This is a genomic window from Vibrio sonorensis (assembly GCF_001854765.1).
Classification (GTDB): Bacteria; Pseudomonadota; Gammaproteobacteria; order Enterobacterales; family Vibrionaceae; genus Vibrio; species Vibrio sonorensis.
On record NZ_LJJE01000099.1, the window covers coordinates 1 to 20,238 of the forward strand.

The 20,238-nt window shown below is 44.7% G+C and carries 19 protein-coding genes and 1 pseudogene; 3 read left to right on the forward strand and 17 right to left on the reverse strand.

The annotated features are described in order from the left end of the window. Positions 1-283: 283 nt before the first annotated feature. Genes hemG through BLO31_RS18200 form a run of 3 tightly spaced genes read right to left on the reverse strand, consistent with a single transcriptional unit; the run spans position 284 to position 2,952 of the window. Positions 284-811: a menaquinone-dependent protoporphyrinogen IX dehydrogenase gene (gene hemG / locus BLO31_RS18190; protein WP_070970103.1), complete on the reverse strand. Its 528-nt coding sequence runs from the start codon at positions 809-811 to the stop codon at positions 284-286. A 9-nt stretch (positions 812-820) separates the two neighbouring features. After that, positions 821-2,278: a TrkH family potassium uptake protein gene (locus BLO31_RS18195; protein ID WP_070970107.1), complete on the reverse strand. Its 1,458-nt coding sequence runs from the start codon at positions 2,276-2,278 to the stop codon at positions 821-823. A gap of 50 nt (positions 2,279-2,328) precedes the next feature. Next, positions 2,329-2,952, reverse strand: coding sequence for a YigZ family protein (locus BLO31_RS18200; protein ID WP_070970109.1), 624 nt, complete (start codon positions 2,950-2,952; stop codon positions 2,329-2,331). A gap of 283 nt (positions 2,953-3,235) precedes the next feature. Between BLO31_RS18200 and fadB the strand changes: the two genes are divergently transcribed. Both fadB and fadA read left to right on the forward strand, forming a co-directional pair. Next, on the forward strand, positions 3,236-5,404 hold the full coding sequence (gene fadB / locus BLO31_RS18205) for a fatty acid oxidation complex subunit alpha FadB (RefSeq protein WP_070970112.1): 2,169 nt from the start codon (positions 3,236-3,238) through the stop codon (positions 5,402-5,404). A 15-nt stretch (positions 5,405-5,419) separates the two neighbouring features. Then, positions 5,420-6,583 (forward strand): acetyl-CoA C-acyltransferase FadA, encoded by a 1,164-nt coding sequence (gene fadA, locus BLO31_RS18210; RefSeq protein WP_070970116.1) that lies wholly within the window; start codon positions 5,420-5,422, stop codon positions 6,581-6,583. A gap of 46 nt (positions 6,584-6,629) precedes the next feature. On the opposite strand, the gene BLO31_RS18215 is transcribed toward fadA, so the two are convergent. Further along, the gene (locus tag BLO31_RS18215; RefSeq protein ID WP_070970118.1) at positions 6,630-7,406 is read right to left on the reverse strand and encodes a transporter substrate-binding domain-containing protein; all 777 of its coding nucleotides are present in this window, start codon (positions 7,404-7,406) and stop codon (positions 6,630-6,632) included. Positions 7,407-7,498: 92 nt separating this feature from the next. On the opposite strand from BLO31_RS18215, the gene BLO31_RS18220 reads away from it, so the two are divergent. After that, the gene (locus BLO31_RS18220; protein ID WP_070970121.1) at positions 7,499-8,239 is read left to right on the forward strand and encodes an amino acid ABC transporter permease; all 741 of its coding nucleotides are present in this window, start codon (positions 7,499-7,501) and stop codon (positions 8,237-8,239) included. Here BLO31_RS18220 and BLO31_RS18225 read toward each other — a convergent pair. The 13 genes and pseudogenes from BLO31_RS18225 to BLO31_RS18285 all read right to left on the reverse strand — a co-directional run bounded on the left by BLO31_RS18225 (position 8,240) and on the right by BLO31_RS18285 (position 20,228). Next, positions 8,240-9,888: pseudogene (locus BLO31_RS18225) on the reverse strand (diguanylate cyclase). 86 nt (positions 9,889-9,974) lie between these two features. Next, the gene (gene glmU, locus BLO31_RS18230) at positions 9,975-11,339 is read right to left on the reverse strand and encodes a bifunctional UDP-N-acetylglucosamine diphosphorylase/glucosamine-1-phosphate N-acetyltransferase GlmU (RefSeq protein ID WP_070970124.1); all 1,365 of its coding nucleotides are present in this window, start codon (positions 11,337-11,339) and stop codon (positions 9,975-9,977) included. A 149-nt stretch (positions 11,340-11,488) separates the two neighbouring features. Further along, positions 11,489-11,908 carry a F0F1 ATP synthase subunit epsilon gene (locus BLO31_RS18235; protein ID WP_070970126.1) on the reverse strand — a complete coding sequence of 140 codons (420 nt, stop codon included), beginning with the start codon at positions 11,906-11,908 and terminating at the stop codon, positions 11,489-11,491. A 22-nt stretch (positions 11,909-11,930) separates the two neighbouring features. Beyond that, positions 11,931-13,334, reverse strand: a complete 1,404-nt coding sequence (gene atpD / locus BLO31_RS18240) for a F0F1 ATP synthase subunit beta (RefSeq protein ID WP_070970128.1) — start codon at positions 13,332-13,334, stop codon at positions 11,931-11,933. A gap of 30 nt (positions 13,335-13,364) precedes the next feature. Further along, the gene (gene atpG, locus BLO31_RS18245; RefSeq protein ID WP_070970131.1) at positions 13,365-14,234 is read right to left on the reverse strand and encodes a F0F1 ATP synthase subunit gamma; all 870 of its coding nucleotides are present in this window, start codon (positions 14,232-14,234) and stop codon (positions 13,365-13,367) included. 35 nt (positions 14,235-14,269) lie between these two features. Continuing rightward, positions 14,270-15,811 carry a F0F1 ATP synthase subunit alpha gene (atpA, locus tag BLO31_RS18250; RefSeq protein ID WP_070970134.1) on the reverse strand — a complete coding sequence of 514 codons (1,542 nt, stop codon included), beginning with the start codon at positions 15,809-15,811 and terminating at the stop codon, positions 14,270-14,272. An 18-nt stretch (positions 15,812-15,829) separates the two neighbouring features. Then, on the reverse strand, positions 15,830-16,270 hold the full coding sequence (gene atpH / locus BLO31_RS18255; RefSeq protein WP_245688522.1) for an ATP synthase F1 subunit delta: 441 nt from the start codon (positions 16,268-16,270) through the stop codon (positions 15,830-15,832). 104 nt (positions 16,271-16,374) lie between these two features. Further along, positions 16,375-16,845, reverse strand: coding sequence for a F0F1 ATP synthase subunit B (gene atpF / locus BLO31_RS18260; RefSeq protein WP_070970137.1), 471 nt, complete (start codon positions 16,843-16,845; stop codon positions 16,375-16,377). A 63-nt stretch (positions 16,846-16,908) separates the two neighbouring features. Beyond that, positions 16,909-17,124, reverse strand: coding sequence for a F0F1 ATP synthase subunit C (atpE, locus tag BLO31_RS18265; RefSeq protein WP_084659923.1), 216 nt, complete (start codon positions 17,122-17,124; stop codon positions 16,909-16,911). Positions 17,125-17,159: 35 nt separating this feature from the next. Further along, positions 17,160-17,984 (reverse strand): F0F1 ATP synthase subunit A, encoded by an 825-nt coding sequence (gene atpB / locus BLO31_RS18270; protein WP_084659925.1) that lies wholly within the window; start codon positions 17,982-17,984, stop codon positions 17,160-17,162. Further along, positions 17,977-18,381, reverse strand: a complete 405-nt coding sequence (locus BLO31_RS18275) for an ATP synthase subunit I (RefSeq protein WP_070970147.1) — start codon at positions 18,379-18,381, stop codon at positions 17,977-17,979. Before BLO31_RS18275 ends, atpB begins: the two co-directional genes overlap by 8 nt. A gap of 146 nt (positions 18,382-18,527) precedes the next feature. Beyond that, on the reverse strand, positions 18,528-19,430 hold the full coding sequence (locus BLO31_RS18280; RefSeq protein WP_070970149.1) for a ParB/RepB/Spo0J family partition protein: 903 nt from the start codon (positions 19,428-19,430) through the stop codon (positions 18,528-18,530). A 24-nt stretch (positions 19,431-19,454) separates the two neighbouring features. Further along, positions 19,455-20,228, reverse strand: coding sequence for a ParA family protein (locus tag BLO31_RS18285; protein ID WP_070970152.1), 774 nt, complete (start codon positions 20,226-20,228; stop codon positions 19,455-19,457). Positions 20,229-20,238: the final 10 nt, after the last annotated feature.

Consider the following 20,238-nt stretch of genomic DNA (forward strand, 5'->3'; position numbering starts at 1 on the left):
AGCTTTCGCTTTAACTAGAAGCTTGCTTCTACTCAAAACGGACGGCTATTTTAGCGAGTTAAGTTTTAGTGTCAACCACTTTTTTCAAAACTTTTTTCAGATAATTTATCTGGCTAAAAGTGCCTTGCTAATTCGTCTTCATTCCTTTTGGAGCGTTGCCGTGTCAGCGAGGGGGCATTATAGAGATCGGAGTGTTCTTGGCAACCCTTTTTTTATCTTTTTCTTGTTTTTTTTATCATTCGAATAAAAAACGACCTTCAGCGGTTAAAAGTGACTATTATCTCTACATTTTTTCAAACTTATTAGCAAAGAGAGCAACTTTTTCCCAGTTGGTATACTCAACCTCTTTACTAGTGTCTGTTTCGCCTTTCGTCATAGTCATAATGAACCTGATCATCATTTTATCGAACCAATTGTAACGCGGGTAACGCAGTGCTCCTGCAAATACACCGATTAGCTTTGGATGCCATGGGGACTTTTTAAGGAAGGTTTTGATGTAGGCGCTGCCTTCTGGCGTATCTTTACCTTGGTCTTCTTTTCTCGCGGTAAGGTTGACGCAAAAGAACGCCACATTATTCGCTTTTAGTTGAGCTAGGTTAGCATCGATAAATTGATAAAGCTTTTTATTAAGGTGGCCATAGCGAATTGAAGCGCCAATCATCACCTTGCTATATTGGCTAAAGTCTATAGAAGTCACGTCGTGAAGATCTCTTATTTCGCAATCGCTAGAAGCTAGTTCACTCTCTATATATTTGAGAATCTTTTTAGTTTGACCTTCTCGGCTTGAATAGAGAAATAGGACTTTATCCATAGAAACTCCTTAACTTCGCCAAAATGTGGGCGTTAATAAAATTAGTAGAGTGAAAATCTCAAGTCGACCAAAAAGCATAGACACGACCAATACCCATTTCGCTTTGTCATTTATATCGCCGAAATGCAGAGCTACTTCACCTAATCCTGGTCCTAGGTTATTCAGGGTTGCGGCTACTGCGGAAAACGCGCTGAGTTCGTCCATTCCCGTTGCAATCAACGCCAGCATACAAACAACAAAGACCAATGCGTAAGCTGAAAAAAATCCCCATACCGCATCGACTACTCGTTGTGACAATGCTGTACCGCCTACCTTGATAGTGTAAACCGCTCTTGGGTGAACTAATCGCTTTAGCTCTCTAGCCCCTTGTAAAGTCAGCAGTAACACTCGAATCACTTTCATTCCACCGCCTGTCGACCCTGCACATCCCCCTATAAAAGATGAAAACAGCAATAGCACTGGTAAAAACAATGGCCACTCAGAAAATCCCGTTGTTGTAAATCCGGCAGTCGTGGATATTGAAACGGTTTGAAACAGGGCTTGATCAAAAGCATCAAATGACGACTCATAGGAGTGGTGGTTGAGTAAGACTAGGAAACAAACAATGAACAGCAAAGCTTGGATAAACAAAAAAGCCCTAAACTCGGGATCTCTCCAGTAGTACTTAGGATGCACTCCGCCAGAGGCAAAAGCGGCAAAGTGTAGTGAGTAGTTACACGCTGATATCAATAAGAATACCACCGTGATCATATTAATAGCGTAGCTGTTAAAATACCCCATACTGGCATCATGTGTAGAAAAGCCACCTATTGCGATGGTAGAAAAACTGTGGCTAACGGCATCAAAAGGCGTCATGCCCGCTAGCCAAAATGCCGTCGCACAAGCGATTGTCAAACTCAAGTAGATATACCAAAGCGCTTTTGCGGTTTCAGCAATTCTTGGGGTCATTTTACTGTCTTTGACTGGCCCCGGTATTTCTGCGCGGTACAGCTGCATGCCACCAATCCCTAACACGGGAAGAATAGCTACGGCCAATACGATGATCCCCATACCACCAAACCACTGTAGTAGCTGACGATAAAAAAGAATCGCCTTGGGTAGTTCATCCAAACCCACTATTACCGTCGCACCGGTAGTCGTCAGTGCTGAAAACGATTCAAAGAAGGCATCTGTCACTGAAATGTTGGGATTGTCAGCTATTAAGAAAGGGAGGGAACCAGCACTGCCTAGTACAGTCCAAAACAATACAACGATTAAAAAACCGTCTCGCGCTTTAAGCTCCTGCTTATAATGCCGGTTGGGAAACCAGCACACCGCTCCGCATAGAAGTAATACAAAGAAAGTGGTAACAAAAGGTACACCAGCACCGTCGCGAAAAATCAGTGCGACCAAGGCTGGAGCGAGCATAGTGACACTAAACAGTGCCAGTAGTAGCCCAACAATACGGATAATTGAACGAAATTGCATGAGTTGCTGTTAGTCGAAGCTCTGCTTCTAAATTCCCATTATGATTGTTATTAACGTTCCTTCAGTGGTGTGACTATCGCCTTGGCACCACTTTTATTTATAATAGCTTGAGTAAAAGCCTCAACCTGCCGCACTTCTATTTCAACGATTAAGATAACTTCATCACTGTAATCAGCTTGCAACTCCGCTGCTTCAAACTGGTTTATGACTGACTGAGCAATGGGCATAAAGCCATAGTCTAGCGTTAAGCGCAATTGAGTGGTTATTTTTTTCTCAATTGTTTGAAGCAGCTTGAGAGCTTGTTGAACTCCACCGCCATATGCTTTTACTAATCCACCCGTTCCAAGCTTTATACCACCGGAATAACGGGTGACAACGGCGCTGATTTCTCCTACTCCAGAACCGCTTAACTGCGCCAATATGGGCTTACCAGCTGTACCAGATGGTTCTCCATCATCACTAAAGCCCCATTTCATTGAGTCTTCTGGTCGACCCGCGACGAATCCCCAGCAGTTGTGCCTTGCATCAGCATGCTTTTTCTTTATCCCATCGACAAAACTTTTTGCTGATTCGATACTCGGCGTATGTGCGAGATAAGTAATAAAGACACTTTTCTTTATCTCTTCTTCAAAACTCACTGGAGAGGCCGGAATGAAATAGGGTTTATCGTTCATGCTTTTCGCTGATTAAGTCAGATGGCGGCATCTTATCATGAGCGAAAACAAATGTTGCATTTCTATACATAACTAACTCTGAAAATGAACATCGGCACAGGGTAATAACTGGTTTAACGACACAATGTTAAACAGTTGTTTAAAAAATGTATTGAAATTAAACAAAAGCGAGTCCAAACTAAACAAACTGGTCATACCAGAATAATTATAAAACCTTTTTCTCTGTCCAGTTGCTGAGTAACTGGCAGTTACAATCAAAGATTGTATGTCACGGAGATAGACAATGATTTACCAAGCCGAAACCCTACAAGTAAAGGAAGTTAAAAATGGTATTGCCGAGTTAAGCTTTTGCTCTCCCCGAACCGTCAACAAGCTGGACTTAGCAACCTTAAAATCACTCGATGAAGCATTGGATGCTTTACTACATTACCCCGCGCTAAAAGGCCTTTTACTTACCTCTAATAAAGACTCTTTTATCGTTGGTGCTGATATTACTGAGTTCTTGGGCCTATTTTCCAAGCCGGAAGAGGAACTTGACCAATGGCTTCAATATGCCAACAACATTTTTAACAAACTCGAAGACCTTCCTGTCCCCACTCTTTCAGTATTAAAAGGCCATACCCTAGGTGGCGGATGTGAGTGTGTACTTGCTACCGACTTTAGAATTGGGGACAAAACCACCAGCATTGGATTGCCAGAAACGAAACTCGGCATCATGCCCGGATTCGGGGGATGTGTCAGATTACCGAGAGTCATCGGCGCAGATAGTGCTATGGAAATCATTACTCAAGGTAAAGCTTGTCGGTCCGAAGAGGCACTTAAGGTAGGTCTACTCGACGCAGTGGTTGATTCCGATTCTTTACTAGACTCTGCACTTACGACGCTAGAACAAGCGATCAATGAAAGCCTCAGTTGGAAAGCTCGCCGTGAACAGAAAACTACACCACTCACTCTAAGCAAGCTTGAGTCCTTGATGAGCTTTACCATGGCAAAAGGCTTAGTCGCTCAGAAAGTAGGCCCTCATTACCCAGCACCTATGACGGCAGTCATTACTATTGAGAAGGGTGCCCATGTTGCGCGAAAAGAAGCTTTAGATATTGAGAGGAAGCACTTTGTAAAACTCGCCAAGTCTGAAGAAGCTAACGCTCTGGTAGGCCTTTTCTTAAACGATCAGTATATAAAGGGGCTAGCTAAGCAAGCCGAAAAAGCAGGTTTCAAGACGCAAAAAGCAGCAGTGCTAGGTGCGGGAATCATGGGTGGGGGAATTGCCTATCAATCTGCTTCAAAAGGCATCCCCGTATTGATGAAAGATATTGCTCAATCTTCCCTTGATTTAGGTATGACAGAAGCTTCTAAACTCCTAAACAAGCGATTGGAAAGAGGTCGTATCGACGGCTTTAAGATGGCTGGTATTCTGGCTTCTATCACCCCTAGCTTGCACTATAGCGGTATCCAAGAAGCCGACATTATTGTTGAAGCGGTTATTGAAAATCCGAAAGTAAAAGCCAGTGTTTTGAGTGAAGTTGAACAACTCGTAAATGAAGACACGGTGATTACTTCCAACACATCGACGATACCCATTAATTTACTTTCTAAATCACTGCAACGACCTGAAAACTTTTGCGGTATGCACTTCTTTAATCCTGTACACCGCATGCCTCTTGTTGAAATTATTCGCGGCGAACACACCTCAGATAAAACTATCAATCGCGTAGTCGCTTACGCCGCTAAAATGGGTAAGTCACCCATCGTTGTTAACGATTGCCCTGGTTTTTTTGTTAACCGTGTCCTTTTCCCTTACTTCGGCGGGTTTAGCAAGCTGATGTTAGACGGTGCTGACTTCACGCAAGTTGATAAGGTTATGGAAAAGCAATTTGGTTGGCCGATGGGGCCTGCATACTTACTAGACGTCGTAGGTGTCGATACTGCTCATCATGCTCAGTCAGTTATGGCGCAAGGTTTCCCAGAGCGTATGGCAAAACAAGATCGCGATATCATTGATGCTCTATTTGAAGCTGAGCGTTTTGGCCAGAAGAACGGTAGAGGTTTTTATCTGTACACCACCGACAAAAAGGGCAAACCTAAAAAGTCCTTCTCCGAAGATATTGCTCCTATTCTGTCTTCAGTTACAGATCTTAAGCAAGATTTTGACGCACAAACCATTATTGAGCGAATGATGGTGCCTATGATCAATGAAGTTGCTCTTTGCCTACAGGAAGGAATTGTTGCGACTCCTCAAGAAGCCGATATGGCTTTGGTTTACGGACTCGGTTTTCCTCCCTTCCGCGGAGGCGTGTTCCGTTATCTCGATAACATAGGTCTGGCCAACTATATTGAGATGGCTAACCAATACCAAGATCTAGGTGCCTTGTATCACGTACCCGACATCATTATTGGCATGGCAGATAAACACGAAACCTTTTATGACCAACAGCAACAGAGCTCGATCTAGGGAGAGGTAAATAAGATGAAAAACGTAGTAATAGTCGATTGTCTTCGCACCCCAATGGGTCGCTCTAAAGGTGGCGCATTCCGTCACACTCGCGCCGAAGATCTCTCAGCACATTTGATGAAGGGAATTCTGGCGCGAAATCCTCAAGTAAACCCTTCTGATATCGAAGATATTTATTGGGGTTGTGTCCAACAAACCTTAGAGCAAGGTTTTAATGTAGCACGGAACGCGGCTCTGCTGGCAGGCTTGCCCATTGAAATAGGTGCGGTTACCGTGAATAGACTATGTGGTTCTTCTATGCAGGCGCTGCACGACGCAACGAGAGCCATCATGGTTGGCGACGCTGATATTTGCTTAATTGGTGGCGTGGAACACATGGGGCACGTACCTATGAATCACGGTGTCGACTTTCACCCTGGTATGTCTAAACACGTTGCCAAAGCATCTGGCATGATGGGGCTGACCGCCGAAATGTTGGGCAAATTGCACGGTATTAGTCGTGAACATCAAGACGAGTTTGCAGCTCGTTCTCATGCCCGAGCTCATCAAGCCACTATTGAAGGTCGCTTTAAAAATGAAATTTTACCCACTGAGGGGCATGCGACTGATGGCACACTCTTTACCTTAGATCACGATGAAGTTATTCGACCTGAAACTACGGTTGAGGGATTGCGTCAACTCCGTCCAGTGTTTGACCCAGCCAACGGAACGGTCACTGCAGGTAGTTCCTCTGCTCTGTCTGACGGCGCATCTGCCATGCTTATTATGAGTGAAGAAAAAGCTCAGCAACTCGGTTTACAAGTTCGCGTCCGAGTTAAAGCAATGGCCGTGGCTGGTTGCGACCCTTCTATTATGGGATACGGTCCCGTTCCTGCTACCCAAAAAGCACTCAAACGCGCGGGTTTAACTATTGAAGACATGGATGTCATTGAACTCAACGAAGCCTTTGCCGCTCAATCTCTTCCCTGTGCTAAAGACCTTGGCTTATTGGATGTGATGGATGAGAAAGTGAACCTGAATGGTGGTGCGATAGCACTAGGCCATCCGCTCGGTTGTTCGGGGGCAAGAATTACCACAACACTGATCAATTTAATGGAAGCCAAAGAAGCGAAATACGGCTTGGCGACGATGTGTATAGGTTTAGGCCAAGGGATTGCTACGGTGTTGGAAAGACCTTAAGTGAGTGTTGATAAGAAGAGAGCCGCAAGCGCGGCTCTCTTTTTTATCAAAGACTTTTTAGTCCCCACTTTTCTGCTGTTCTGTCAAAAAAGCCCTGCGTTTTCTTCAATTCAACCCAGTGATTAATATAGTTAATCCACACACTGTCGTCTTGTGGAAGTAACATAGCTATCGGTGTCGGCTTACGCGGTTTTTGAACCGGAACAATCGCTAACTGCTTAAACTTCTCCACCAGCGTCGCGGCTTCGACGTTCGAAGTGACAGATACGTCTGCGCGTTTAGCCAATAGCTCCTGAAAATCACGTGCTGGCGCTTCAATCACCACATGTTGTGCGGATGGGAAAAAGTCTTTCACCATCTTTTCTTGAACGGTACCCAGTGTAGCCGCTACTTTTATTTCTGCTTTATCAAAGTCACTCCAATCCGAGAAACGTTGTAAATCTTTCTTTTGAACAACAGGTACAAAGGCTAAATAGAAGTAAGGCTGACTGTAACCCGCCACTTTTGCTCGTGACATATTAAGTGAAGCACTGCCAGTAATATCGTATTTGTTCGCGGTGATCCCGTTGACTAATGTCTTCCAATCGGTAGGCACATATTCAACTTTCACTCCTAAATCTTTTGCTAACTCTGTGGTGACATCAATATCAAAACCGCGGTAGCTGTTATTCGCTGGATCCTTCATGGTCATGGGATTCCAGTCCCCTGTCGTTCCTACGCGTAAAACACCGCTGTCCAAAATGGTTTGAAGTCGGCTTTCGGCCAAAGCCGTACCTGATAGTGTTAACAAGCATATTCCTAGCGCAACCAAGTATTTCTTCATTGTTATTTCCTTAAAATAGTTAACATATAGCACTGCAACATTGATAACATAGCAGTAATAAACTGATTTTTTTAGTAAACACAAGGTGTAGTGTGACCTATCGATATTTCTGGCTTTTCGCGCTTTTATTACTGACAGGTTGCTCAGATTATCAATGGGGTTGGTACGTTCTCGACCCTTCTACTGAGCAGGGGCGAACCAACATAGCTTTTCTAACGGCTGGATTTTATGACACCATTTCGGTTTCACTGCTCAGTATGTTGTTTGCCATGACCATTGGCTTGCTTGTCGCACTGCCCGCACTCTCAGACAATCGTTACTTAAAATCAGTTAACCGAATCTATGTAGAAGTAATTCGCTCAATCCCGGTACTGGTGCTACTGCTTTGGGTCTACTACGGTATGCCGACTCTATTGGACGTTTCCTTAAACTATTTTTGGGCGGGGGTAATCGCTTTAACGATTGCTGAAAGTGCTTTTATGGCAGAGGTGTTTCGCGGTGGCATTCAAGCCATTCCCCAAGGCCAACATGAAGCAGCCGAGTCGCTGGGACTTAATTACTGGCAGAAAATGCGGTTGATCATACTTCCTCAAGCATTGCGACAAATTCTACCCCCTTTGGGAAACCAGTTTGTTTACATCCTCAAAATGAGCTCTTTGGTCAGTGTCATTGGCTTGAGCGACCTAACTAGGCGCGCCAATGAGCTGGTGGTCAATGAATATCTCCCACTTGAGATCTATACCTTCTTGGTATTGGAGTATTTGATACTCATTTTAATCGTGTCTTATGGGGTGAGAAAACTAGAGTCCAAACTCGCAATAGATCAAATTTAACTACACGGGTTCCGCTTTATTGCTACTGCCCTTAGTAATAGAGGTCACTGCCGCGTTCTTTTGCATGTTTAACTGGTGTATGGATCGGCTACGACCCTGATCCTTCGCTAGATAAAGTGCTTTGTCCGCTTCTTTAACCAATGCTTCCGGTGGGCCAATAAAATTGGGGTACGTTGTAATACCGATAGAGACTCCAAGTTGCCCCAATGACAAGCCTTTTAGCTCCAAATGCAGATTCGCAACACTTTCCACGATATCATTCGCCAGCAATGTCGACGCTTCGCTATCGGTATTAGGACTGAGTATCGCCAGCTCTTCTCCCCCTAACCGACAAACCACGTCTTCATCCCTGCTTTTTTCCATCAACAACTTTGCCACTTCTTTCAGCACATAATCACCAGCGTCATGACCAAAATTATCGTTGAAGCGTTTAAAGTGGTCGAGATCTAACATCAGCAGTGAAAAGGGTTGACCATCTTGTTGACTCTTCATCCAGACGCTTTCTATGGTCTCTTCAAAATAACGGCGGTTAAACAAACCCGTTAGTGGGTCACTCAAGGCTTGAGAGCGAAGCTTTTGCTGAAGTCCCAAATTGGCCAAAGCCAAACCTAGATGTTCCGCGATAGTAAACGCTAATTGCTGCACTTCCTCTTCGATCTGTTTTTTGTGAGCAAAATAGAGATGAAACATTCCAACCGTATTGCCGTGTGCGGTTAGAGGCACACACAGTGTTTGCCCATCTTGAATAGCATCTCCCATATGTGAACACGGCAGTTCGTGTAACTGATCATGAGATAGATGGGACTTCCCTTTGCGCAGCGCCCAACACTCACTGGGCGAATATACCTTGCTTCCCGGCCACTCGCTCCCCAATCAAGTTGAACCTCTAATTGGTTACGGGACTCACGCATAATCGCTACACAACCATTTACCTTGCCCAGTATGCGCGGAATGATATCGGATACCACATCTTGTGCTTCACTTAGGCTATTACAAGCGGCTAACATGTTCGCCAATCGATGAAGGAGTTCAATTTCTCGCGTTCGCTGTTGAATGCGCTCTTCTTGTTTATCTCTTTCTCGATTAATCAGTTTGAAAATATGTCGGTTGCTGTACCAAGAGAAAATAATCAAGATAACCACCGAACTTCCCATAAGAGCAAAAACGATCAACTCCAGTTCACTGGACATGGCATAAAGCGCCGTCATAGGCATCGCTAATCTGAGTACGTACACTTCGTCATGCTCGAGACCCAATTCTGTTAACTTTAGTTTCTTTGCCACATACAGCATATCTTGCCCAAGAGTGAGGCTATACCGCTTCGCCTCTCCAAAGCCCGACTCAAGTGCAGCGATAATTTCAGGTCTGTTGCTATGGTTCTCTAGATGGTGTAAATCTCTGGCAGTGAGCTGAGAGTCACCCAAAACTTTTCCTGAACTGTGAATGATGGTGAACCGACGTCCAGAGCTGGACTGAGATAGAGTATCGAGAAATGCATCTATTTCACCTTCCGACATCTCAAACAAGTCAAGGTGCTTGTCTTCAATTTGAAAAGCGACATCCTCCATCAAACTGAACATATAGTTGCTGACGATATGCTTGAGCCAATTATCAAGAGTTCTATTGTAAAAGTAGCCCCCAATGATCATAGATACGATCAGGGCAAAGATAGGGAGGTATTGAAAGCGCCCAAATGCCTGGATTTTCAAAAGACCTCCCCGTTAGTATCACCTAGCTATGACTTGTTTTTAACTGGTCGGCTCCAATCTCTAACGCGTTTCTCTTTTGCGCGAGTGATAACCAACTGGTTTTCTTCGACGTTTTTAGTAAGTGTAGTTCCTGCTCCGATTGTTGCTCCACTTTTTATCTCTACCGGTGCAACTAATTGGCTGTCAGAGCCAACAAATACATCATCACCAATGACGGTTTTGTGTTTATTCGCACCATCGTAGTTACAGGTAATCACACCAGCCCCTACGTTTACACGCTTGCCAATTTCAGCATCACCAAGATAGGTTAGATGATTGGCCTTCGATCCTTCGTCTAGGCGGGCATTTTTCATTTCGACAAAGTTACCGACATGGGCATCATCGCGAAGCTCAGCTCCAGGACGCAAGCGGGTGAACGGACCAACAGTACACGCTTCACCTACAGTGGCATCTTCAATAACACTGTACGGACGAATAAGGGAGTTATCATCAATTTCGCAATCTTTTAGTACGCATCCAGTGCCGATTCGAACATTGTTACCTATGGTCACATTGCCTTCGATAATCACGTTAGTATCGATTTCCACGTCCATTCCGCATTGCAAACTACCGCGCAAATCAAAACGAGTAGGATCGCGAAGCATCACGCCTTGTTGGAGTAACTTTTCCGCCTGCATTGCTTGGTAGGCGCGCTCTAATCTCGCTAATTGAGAGCGATCATTAACCCCTTCCACTTCAATAGGGTTAGCAGGGTATACTGCCTCGACAGCTCGGCCTTCAGAGTGAGCAGCAGCAATGACGTCAGTAAGGTAGTATTCACCTTGGGCATTATCGTTATTTAAACCAGATAACCAGCGCTTAAGATCGCCACCTGTAGCCACCATTACACCGGTGTTGATCTCTTTGATTAGCTTCTGCTCTTCCGTCGCGTCTTTCTGCTCTACAATTGCCACTACTGGTCCATTGCGGCGCACGATACGTCCGTAGCCACTCGGGTTGTCTAACACCACGGTCAACAGTGCTATACCACCCGTTGGCTGTGCGTCTAATAGGTTTTCTATCGTTTCTTCAGAAATTAGTGGTACGTCACCATAGAGAACCAGTATTTTTTCATCGTCTTCAAAACTATCTGACGCTTGATCAACCGCGTGACCCGTTCCTAATTGATCTGCTTGAAGTACCCAATTAACCGGCTCGGTGTTTAACGCTTCTTGCATCTGGTCTCCACCGTGACCAAATACTAAGTGTATATTCTGAGCCCCTAAGCCAGCACACGTATCAATGACATGTTTCACCATTGGTTTCCCCGCAAGCGCATGCAGTACTTTAGGCATATTTGAGTACATGCGGGTTCCCTTCCCCGCAGCCAAGATGACAGCACTAAACTTCATTTTTACCTACTGATTTATTATTTGCTAATGTTTAACATTCTATCGGTCGAAGTGTGTTTATTTAAATACTAATCTTCAATTTCTGGATATTAATATACAAAAAGGCGGTCTTTCGACCGCCTTTATCACTTTAATCACGCTGCTTTGTTCTAGCGACGCTTTCTGACCAGTTCGATAACCTTCAACTGAGCAATCGCTTTCGCGAGTTCAGCTGATGCACGAGCGAAGTCAGCATCACCGTGAGGTGTGTTGATCAACTCTTGTGCACGTCTTTTCGCTTCTTCTGCTTTTGCTTGATCGAGATCTTCACCTCGGATCGCAGTGTCCGCCAAAATGGTTACGTCATGTGCTTGGACTTCTAAGATCCCACCAGAAAGGTAAACAATATCTTCGTTACCTTTCTTATCGACGATACGAACCATCCCAGGACGAATTCTGGTAAGTAGCGGCGTGTGGCCCGCTAGTACACCTAAATCACCCTGTTCACCCGAGACTTGAATGCTGCTCGCAAGGCCAGAGAAGATTCGTTCTTCAGCGCTCACTACATCCAAATGAAAGGTTACTGACATAACGCCTCCTTAAAGTCTCTACTTATAGCTTCTTAGCATTCTCTAGTGCGTCGTCAATTGCACCACAGTACATAAACGCCTGCTCTGGGATATCATCGTAATCACCAGCTAGAAGACCTTTAAAGCCACGTAGGGTCTCTTTAAGAGGTACGTAAACACCAGGGTCACCAGTAAAGACTTCTGCTACGTGGTAAGGCTGAGTTAGGAAACGTTCAATCTTACGTGCACGAGATACAACTTGCTTATCTTCTTCAGACAGCTCGTCCATACCTAGGATAGCAATGATGTCTTTTAGCTCTTTATAGCGCTGAAGCGTTGTTTGAACGCCTGAAGCGATATCGTAGTGCTCTTGACCAACAACAAGTGGGTCAAGCTGACGCGATGATGAATCTAGTGGGTCGATCGCTGGGTATAGACCCATAGCAGCGATGTTACGGTTAAGTACAACCGTTGCATCCAAGTGCGCGAACGTCGTTGCTGGAGAAGGGTCAGTCAAGTCATCCGCAGGTACGTATACCGCCTGTACAGACGTGATAGAACCTTGCTTAGTTGACGTGATACGCTCCTGAAGCACACCCATTTCCTCTGCTAGTGTAGGCTGGTAACCTACCGCAGATGGCATACGACCTAGAAGTGCTGATACCTCAGTACCTGCTAGTGTGTAACGATAAATGTTATCGATAAACAGAAGAACGTCACGACCTTCGTCACGGAAACGCTCAGCCATTGTTAGACCAGTTAGTGCAACACGTAGACGGTTACCTGGTGGCTCGTTCATCTGACCGTAAACCATCGCTACTTTTGATTCTTCAGGCTTCTCGATGTTTACAACACCTGCTTCCTGCATTTCGAAGTAGAAATCGTTACCCTCACGAGTACGCTCACCTACACCTGCGAATACAGATAAACCAGAGTGCTGAAGTGCGATGTTGTTGATAAGTTCCATCATGTTAACGGTCTTACCTACACCAGCACCACCGAATAGACCGATTTTACCACCCTTAGCGAATGGACAAATTAGGTCGATTACTTTAACGCCTGTTTCTAGTAGCTCAGTCACATTTGACTGTTCTTCATAGCTAGGAGCTTCACGGTGAATAGAGTAGTTCTCTTCTGCACCGATTTCGCCACGCTCGTCAATCGCGTCACCAAGAACGTTCATGATACGACCTAGCGTCTTAGTACCTACTGGTACTGAAATTGGTGCGCCTGTATTAACTACTTCAACACCACGACGTAAACCATCAGAGCTACCCATCACGATACAACGAACTACGCCACCGCCTAGCTGTTGTTGAACTTCAAGAACTAGACGCTCTTTCGATTCAGTCACGTTCAAAGCGTCATATACACTAGGTACTTCGCTTTGTGGGAACTCTACGTCGACTACTGCACCGATGATCTGTACGATCTTACCTGTAGCCATCGTTAATCCTCTAAATTTGTTTTACCTAAATTACACTGCCGCAGCACCGGATACAATTTCAGATAGCTCTTGTGTAATCGCCGCTTGACGCGCCTTGTTGTACACAAGTTCTAATTCTTCAATTAGGTTTCCTGCATTGTCGGATGCCGCCTTCATAGCAACCATACGAGCTGCCATTTCACACGCTAAGTTCTCGACAACGCTTTGATAAACCTGAGATTCGATGTAACGATTCATCAGCATATTCATCAGAGACTTTTGGTCAGACTCAAACATGTAACTCCATGCATGTTTGAACTGCTCATCGTTATCGCTCAGTGATTTAGGCAAGGGCAATAATTGGTCAATTTTTGGTTGTTGGGTCATCGAGTTAACAAACTCGTTAAACACCAAGTACAAGCGATCGATTTCACCATTTTCATACTTTTGAAGCATGACATTGATAGGACCAATTAGGTCGTCCAATGATGGCGAGTCGCCCAGACCAGCAGTCTGAGCCACAATCTTTGCACCAATACTGTTGAAGAAAGAGGTCGCTTTAGAGCCGATTACAGACAACTCAATGTCTACCCCTTTATCAGACCATTCGTTCATGTGGGAAACGGCTTGTTTGAACATGTTGATGTTCAAGCCACCACAAAGACCACGATCGGTCGATACAACAATATAACCAACGCGCTTAGCACCACGGTCCACTAGGAAAGGATGTTTATATTCCAGTGTGCCGTGTGCCATATGACCAATGACTTTACGTATAGTTTCAGCGTACGGACGAGGGCCTTCCATTGCGTCTTGAGTACGACGCATTTTGGAAGCGGCAACCATTTCCATCGCTTTCGTGATTTTCTGAGTGCTTTTAACACTACCAATCTTACTACGAATTTCTTTTGTATTGGCCATCGTTGCTCTCCGTTAATTACAAAACAAGGTTGTAATTACCAAGTTTGGGTTGCTTTGAAATCGTCAGTCAGTTTCTTAAGCTGAGCTTCAACTTCATCATTGTAAGCACCCGTCTTGTCGATCTCAGCTGCAAAATCAGCGTATTGACCGCGAGCATACGATAGTAGAGCGGCTTCGAAATCTAGAACTTTGTTCAGTTCTACATCATCCAAGTAACCACGCTCTGCCGCATAGATAGTCAGTGCTTGGTCAAATACAGACATAGGAGCGTACTGCTTCTGCTTCATTAGTTCTGTTACTTTTTGACCGTGGTTTAGCTGTTTCTTCGTCGCTTCATCAAGGTCAGAAGAGAACTGAGCGAATGCCGCTAGTTCGCGGTATGCAGCTAGTGCTGTACGGATACCACCTGATAGCTTCTTGATGATTTTCGTCTGCGCAGAACCACCTACACGAGATACCGAGATACCTGGGTCAACAGCTGGACGTACGCCCGCGTTAAACAGCTCAGTCTGTAGGAAGATCTGACCATCGGTAATCGAGATTACGTTGGTCGGTACGAATGCAGATACGTCACCAGCTTGAGTTTCGATGATAGGCAGTGCAGTTAGAGAACCTGTTTTACCTTTCACTTCGCCCTTAGTGAAGTTTTCTACGTAGTCTTCGCTTACACGAGCAGCACGCTCTAGTAGACGAGAGTGAAGGTAGAATACATCACCTGGGAATGCTTCACGACCTGGCGGACGTCTTAGTAGTAGCGAGATCTGACGGTAAGCTACGGCTTGCTTAGATAGGTCATCATAAACAATCAGTGCATCTTCACCGCGATCACGGAAGTATTCACCCATCGCACATCCAGCATAAGGAGCTAGATATTGAAGCGCCGCAGATTCTGATGCAGAAGCAACAACAACGATTGTGTTTTGCAGTGCACCATGCTCTTCTAGCTTGCGTACTACGTTAGCAATAGTCGATGCTTTCTGACCAATTGCAACGTAGATTGAGAAAATACCAGAGTCTTTTTGGTTGATGATCGCATCAATCGCCATTGCGGTTTTACCCGTCTGACGGTCACCGATAACAAGCTCACGCTGACCACGACCGATAGGGATCATTGAGTCAACAGACTTATAACCAGTTTGTACAGGCTGATCTACCGACTTACGGTCGATTACACCTGGAGCAATCACTTCTACTGGAGAAGATAGTTTGGCATCGATTGGGCCTTTACCATCGATAGGCTCACCTAGTGTGTTCACTACGCGACCTAGTAGCTCAGGGCCAACTGGTACTTCAAGAATACGACCAGTACCAGTAACTTTCATACCTTCTGTTAGGTCCGCGTAAGGACCCATAACAACCGCACCAACTGAATCGCGTTCAAGGTTAAGTGCGAGTGCAAAACGATTGCCTGGAAGCTCAATCATTTCGCCTTGCATCACGTCATCAAGACCGTGGATGCGGATAATACCGTCGCTTACAGAAACGATAGTACCTTCATTACGAGCTTCAGAAACCACATCAAACTGCTCAATACGCTGTCTGATTAGCTCGCTGATTTCCGTGGAATTAAGTTGCATTGCTCCAATTCCCCTAAGTTAAGGCTTTATAACGTCTTTAAGACGAGTTAAACGGCTAGCTACTGAGTTATCCAGAACGGTATCACCGACACGAATAACCACGCCACCTACCAAAGCTTCGTCAACCAGACACTCCATTTGAACCTGGCAATCGTAACGTTTCTCGATACTTGCCTTTAGAGTTTCTACCTGTGCTTCAGTTAGTTCATTAGGTGAAGTAACTGTCACTTCTTTTAAGTTAGAAGCAAGGGTAGTCTGACTTTGAAACTGTAGATAGATATCGCTTAGCGCTGAGGTGCGGTGGTTTTCAGCCAATACTTTCAAGAAGTTCGTGAAAGCTGGATCAAACTTGTCACCGGCCACATCAACATACAATTGCGCCAACTGCTGAGGCTGTAGGCTTAACGCCGCTGTCTTCAGTTCTTGTACTAAAGAGAGCTCCTTGGCAAACGCTAGCATTTCGGACCATTTATCTACGGCACCGTTATCGCTGGCATAGCCGAAGGCTGCTTGGCATATGGTCGAGCAATAGTTGTCAATTCCGACATGCTGATGCCCTCCCGTTATAGTTTCGCTGCAATATTATCAAGAATATCTCGATTAGCTTCAGGGTCGATAGAACGTTCAATGATCTTCTCTGCACCTAAAATAGCTAAAGCAGCTACGTCCTTTTGTAGCTCATTTCGAGCGCGAAGAGTTTCAGCTTCTAGTTCAGCTTTACCTTGAGCAAGAATATGTTCGCGCTCTTGGGAAGCTTCTAGACGAGCTTCGTCAACGATTTGAGCGCGACGCTTGTTCGCTTGCTCAATGATCTCAGCGGCTTGTTGCTTTGCATCTTTTAGCTGATCAGCAGCATTGTGCTGAGCAAGCTCAAGAGCTTTATCTGCACGTTGTGCAGAAGCTAAACCGTCTTCGATTTTCTTTTGACGCTCTTCGATAGCCGTCAGAATTGGTGGCCATACATGCTTCATACAGAACCAAACGAAGAGAATAAACGCTATCGTTTGGCCTATTAGAGTCATATTAATGTTCACAACGTCTCTCCTTTATCATGCTTATCACTTCCCTCAAACCGAGGGATTAAGGAAGGGACTGGATTATGCGAACAGCATGTACATTGAGATACCAACACCGATCATTGGAACCGCATCAAGAAGACCAGCGATAATGAACATATTCGTTTGTAGAACTGGTGCCATCTCTGGTTGACGTGCAACAGACTCTAGAAATTTACCACCTAGAATCGCAAAACCAATACCAGTTGCTAGAGCACACATACCCAATAGTAGAGCAACAACAAAATAAGTTTCCATAATAATTTCCAAATAGATAGTTAGTAATTTAACGATTAATGTGAGTCATTGCTTGCCATGCTTAGGTAAACAATGGTCAACATCATAAAAATAAAGGCTTGCAAAACAATTACAAGAATATGGAAGATAGCCCATAAGACATGCGCGACCACTCCCAATCCGCCAAGTACAGTACCTGCAGTGTAGGTGATAGCGATCAAGATAAAGATCAGTTCACCTGCGTACATGTTTCCGTACAAACGAAGAGATAGTGATATCGGCTTAGCCAATAATGAGACCGTCTCAAGTACCAAGTTAAAAGGAATCAACGCCTTGTGTTGAATCGGATGAAGCGTATATTCCTTAACAAACCCCATAAAGCCCTTGTACTTAATCTGGTAAACCACGATTAAGATCAAGACGCTCAACGCCATTGCAAGAGTAATGTTCAAGTCTACGGTAGGTAGAACTTTGAAGTAGTCAGCACCCGCTGCTTTAGCGATTTGTGGAGCGTAGTCAACCGGAATCAAGTCCATTGTGTTCATCAGGAAAATCCAGACGAAAATGGTCAATGCCAGAGGAGCTACTAACTTGTCCTTGCCATGAAAAGTTCCCTTAACAAGGCCGTCAACTTGCTCGATAAGCATTTCAACGAAACATTGCCATTTACCAGGAACTTCCGTGGTTGCATTTTTTCCGACACGATAAAACAACCACAAAAACAGAGCTCCTAGACCCACTGACATCATTAAAGAGTCCCAGTGTAAAGTCCAGAATCCAGCATCCGCACAACCATAGTTGGTCGCAACGCTACCATCGACCAAACACACTTTTGCGTTTGTTAAATGGTGCTGGATATATTCCTTTGGAGTATCAGCCATGGTGAATCCCATTTTTTGCGGTGAGTATAATAGGTGCACACCAAAACATTAAAATCGCCAATTTATAGCCCGAAAACATAGCACCAGGGTGATCTACATCAACGAAGCTAAAAACCATCACGAATATAGTAATAGTGAACACTAGTTTCATGACCCATCCCAAAAAGATAAACCCCAACAGCACAGAACCGTCAGAGTCTGATTTTGGAATAAAGGCCAACAGTGCATACACGTAGTTGCCAATCACAGCGATCGCTCCACCCTTCATTAAGAATCGGGCGACCTCTTTATCCAGCCACATGTTTGCCGCACTTCCGATGATTATGACAAATAAAAGCTGAAAATGAACGACTTTAAGCGCAGCATTTCCTTGCTTGCTTCGATTTGTTAACAACATCGCAAGTTCCTGTTAATGTATCCAACACTGTCCCTCGGATTTATTCATAAGGAGCAGTGGAAAAAGCACGAAAAATTATATCCACGTTTAAGAAAAACACAATCGTAATAGTTACGAAGTTGTTTATTTGACAACCATTCTGTGACCTAGGAAGACCTAGTAATTATTTCTAAATGTTTTATCACGTTGCCAAGTTGATTTTCATCCTCAAAATTAATAAGGATTTTGCCTAGGCCGCCCTTGGATACTTGTATAGCGACCTTAGTGCCTAGTTTTTCTTGAAGTAAATCTAGACTCTCTTTGGTGGACTCATTTACTGAAAATTTTGTAACTTCTGGTTTCTCGTCAGCACTTAACGTTTTCTTAACAAGCTGTTCTGTCTGACGAACAGTTAAACCTTTCTTAGCCACTTGTTCTGCAATTTCTACTTGCTGCTCGCCTTCGAGAACAAGTAGAGCTCGCGCATGCCCCATTTCGAGCATTTTTTCGGACAGAAGATACTTCACATCCATTTCAAGCTGATTCAAACGCAGTAAATTGGTGACTGTTGTTCTCGATTTACCAATTACTTCAGCGACTTGCTGATGCGTCAAAGAAAACTCTTCTTGTAGCCTTTCGAGGGCTTGAGCTTCCTCGATAACATTCAGATCTTCGCGCTGAATATTTTCGATCAAAGCCATAGCAATAGCGGCTCTGTCTTCGACTTTTTTTACAATACATGGCACCTGTTTTAAGCCAGCTTTACGGGCTGCTCGCCAACGTCGCTCACCGGCGATAATTTCATACTTACCATCATCGGTGCCACGAACAACGATGGGTTGAATAATCCCTTGAGATTCTATGGAAGCCGCTAGCTCTTCTAGCGCCTCCGATGACATATCTTTTCGCGGTTGGTACATACCGGTTTTTAATTGAGAAACGGACAGCTCCGTCAGTTCACCATCGGTTGATATATCTTGGCTATGCTGAGCAGTCTGTTGCTTTTCTCTAGCGAGCGAACTCGTCGATAGAAGGGCATCAAGCCCTTTACCTAAACCACGTTTAGACATGTGCAGGAATTCCTTTTAGTTGATTTACGCAGGGACTTCTTCGCGTCGAAGCATCTCACCCGCCAAGGCCAAATAAGCTTTAGCGCCGGCAGAATACTTGTCGTAATACATAGCAGGCTTACCGTGACTAGGGGCTTCTGCCAATCGTACATTACGCGGGATAACAGTGCGATACACTTTGTTTCCAAAGTGTTTCTTAAGTTGATCGGACACCTCTATCGACAGACGGTTGCGCGGATCATACATAGTGCGCAACAGACCTTCTATCTTCAGGTTTTCATTCACCACAGCAGCAAGTTTGCTAATGGTATCCATCAATGCTGTTAACCCTTCTAGAGCGAAGTACTCACACTGCATCGGTACCAAAACGGAATCCGCAGCAGCCATCGCATTGATTGTAAGTAGGTTTAGGGATGGAGGACAATCGATAAAGATGAAATCATAGTTATCACGAACTGATGCTAACGCGTTCTTTAATCGAACTTCACGAGCAAACACTTCCATCAATTTGATTTCCGCTGCCGTCACGTCACCATTCGCGGCAATCAGGTCGTAATGGCCTGTTGTTTTGCGGCACACCACCTCCTCAAAAGAGATGTCTTCGACAAGCAGATCGTATGCCGTAGCATCCACTTGATACTTGTCGACTCCACTGGCCATTGTAGCATTGCCTTGTGGATCGAGATCGATAACTAAAACTTTGCGTTTAGTGGCGGCCATAGAGGCAGCCAAATTAATACAAGTCGTTGTTTTTCCAACCCCGCCTTTCTGGTTGGCTATTGCTACAATTTTTCCCACGCTTAACCTC

Excerpts from the sequence above, each read along its gene's own strand:
- BLO31_RS18275 (WP_070970147.1), bottom strand. The coding sequence starts at position 18,381 with ATGTTGTTAACAAATCGAAGCAAGCAAGGAAATGCTGCGCTTAAAGTC.
- BLO31_RS18235 (WP_070970126.1), bottom strand. The coding sequence starts at position 11,908 with ATGTCAGTAACCTTTCATTTGGATGTAGTGAGCGCTGAAGAACGAATC.
- glmU (WP_070970124.1), bottom strand. The coding sequence starts at position 11,339 with ATGAAGTTTAGTGCTGTCATCTTGGCTGCGGGGAAGGGAACCCGCATG.
- BLO31_RS18200 (WP_070970109.1), bottom strand. The coding sequence starts at position 2,952 with ATGAACGATAAACCCTATTTCATTCCGGCCTCTCCAGTGAGTTTTGAA.
- atpG (WP_070970131.1), bottom strand. The coding sequence starts at position 14,234 with ATGGCCAATACAAAAGAAATTCGTAGTAAGATTGGTAGTGTTAAAAGC.
- atpB (WP_084659925.1), bottom strand. The coding sequence starts at position 17,984 with ATGGCTGATACTCCAAAGGAATATATCCAGCACCATTTAACAAACGCA.
- fadA (WP_070970116.1), top strand. The coding sequence starts at position 5,420 with ATGAAAAACGTAGTAATAGTCGATTGTCTTCGCACCCCAATGGGTCGC.
- atpA (WP_070970134.1), bottom strand. The coding sequence starts at position 15,811 with ATGCAACTTAATTCCACGGAAATCAGCGAGCTAATCAGACAGCGTATT.
- atpD (WP_070970128.1), bottom strand. The coding sequence starts at position 13,334 with ATGGCTACAGGTAAGATCGTACAGATCATCGGTGCAGTAGTCGACGTA.
- hemG (WP_070970103.1), bottom strand. The coding sequence starts at position 811 with ATGGATAAAGTCCTATTTCTCTATTCAAGCCGAGAAGGTCAAACTAAA.
- BLO31_RS18195 (WP_070970107.1), bottom strand. The coding sequence starts at position 2,278 with ATGCAATTTCGTTCAATTATCCGTATTGTTGGGCTACTACTGGCACTG.
- BLO31_RS18215 (WP_070970118.1), bottom strand. The coding sequence starts at position 7,406 with ATGAAGAAATACTTGGTTGCGCTAGGAATATGCTTGTTAACACTATCA.
- atpH (WP_245688522.1), bottom strand. The coding sequence starts at position 16,270 with ATGCTAGCGTTTGCCAAGGAGCTCTCTTTAGTACAAGAACTGAAGACA.
- BLO31_RS18280 (WP_070970149.1), bottom strand. The coding sequence starts at position 19,430 with ATGTCTAAACGTGGTTTAGGTAAAGGGCTTGATGCCCTTCTATCGACG.
- atpE (WP_084659923.1), bottom strand. The coding sequence starts at position 17,124 with ATGGAAACTTATTTTGTTGTTGCTCTACTATTGGGTATGTGTGCTCTA.
- fadB (WP_070970112.1), top strand. The coding sequence starts at position 3,236 with ATGATTTACCAAGCCGAAACCCTACAAGTAAAGGAAGTTAAAAATGGT.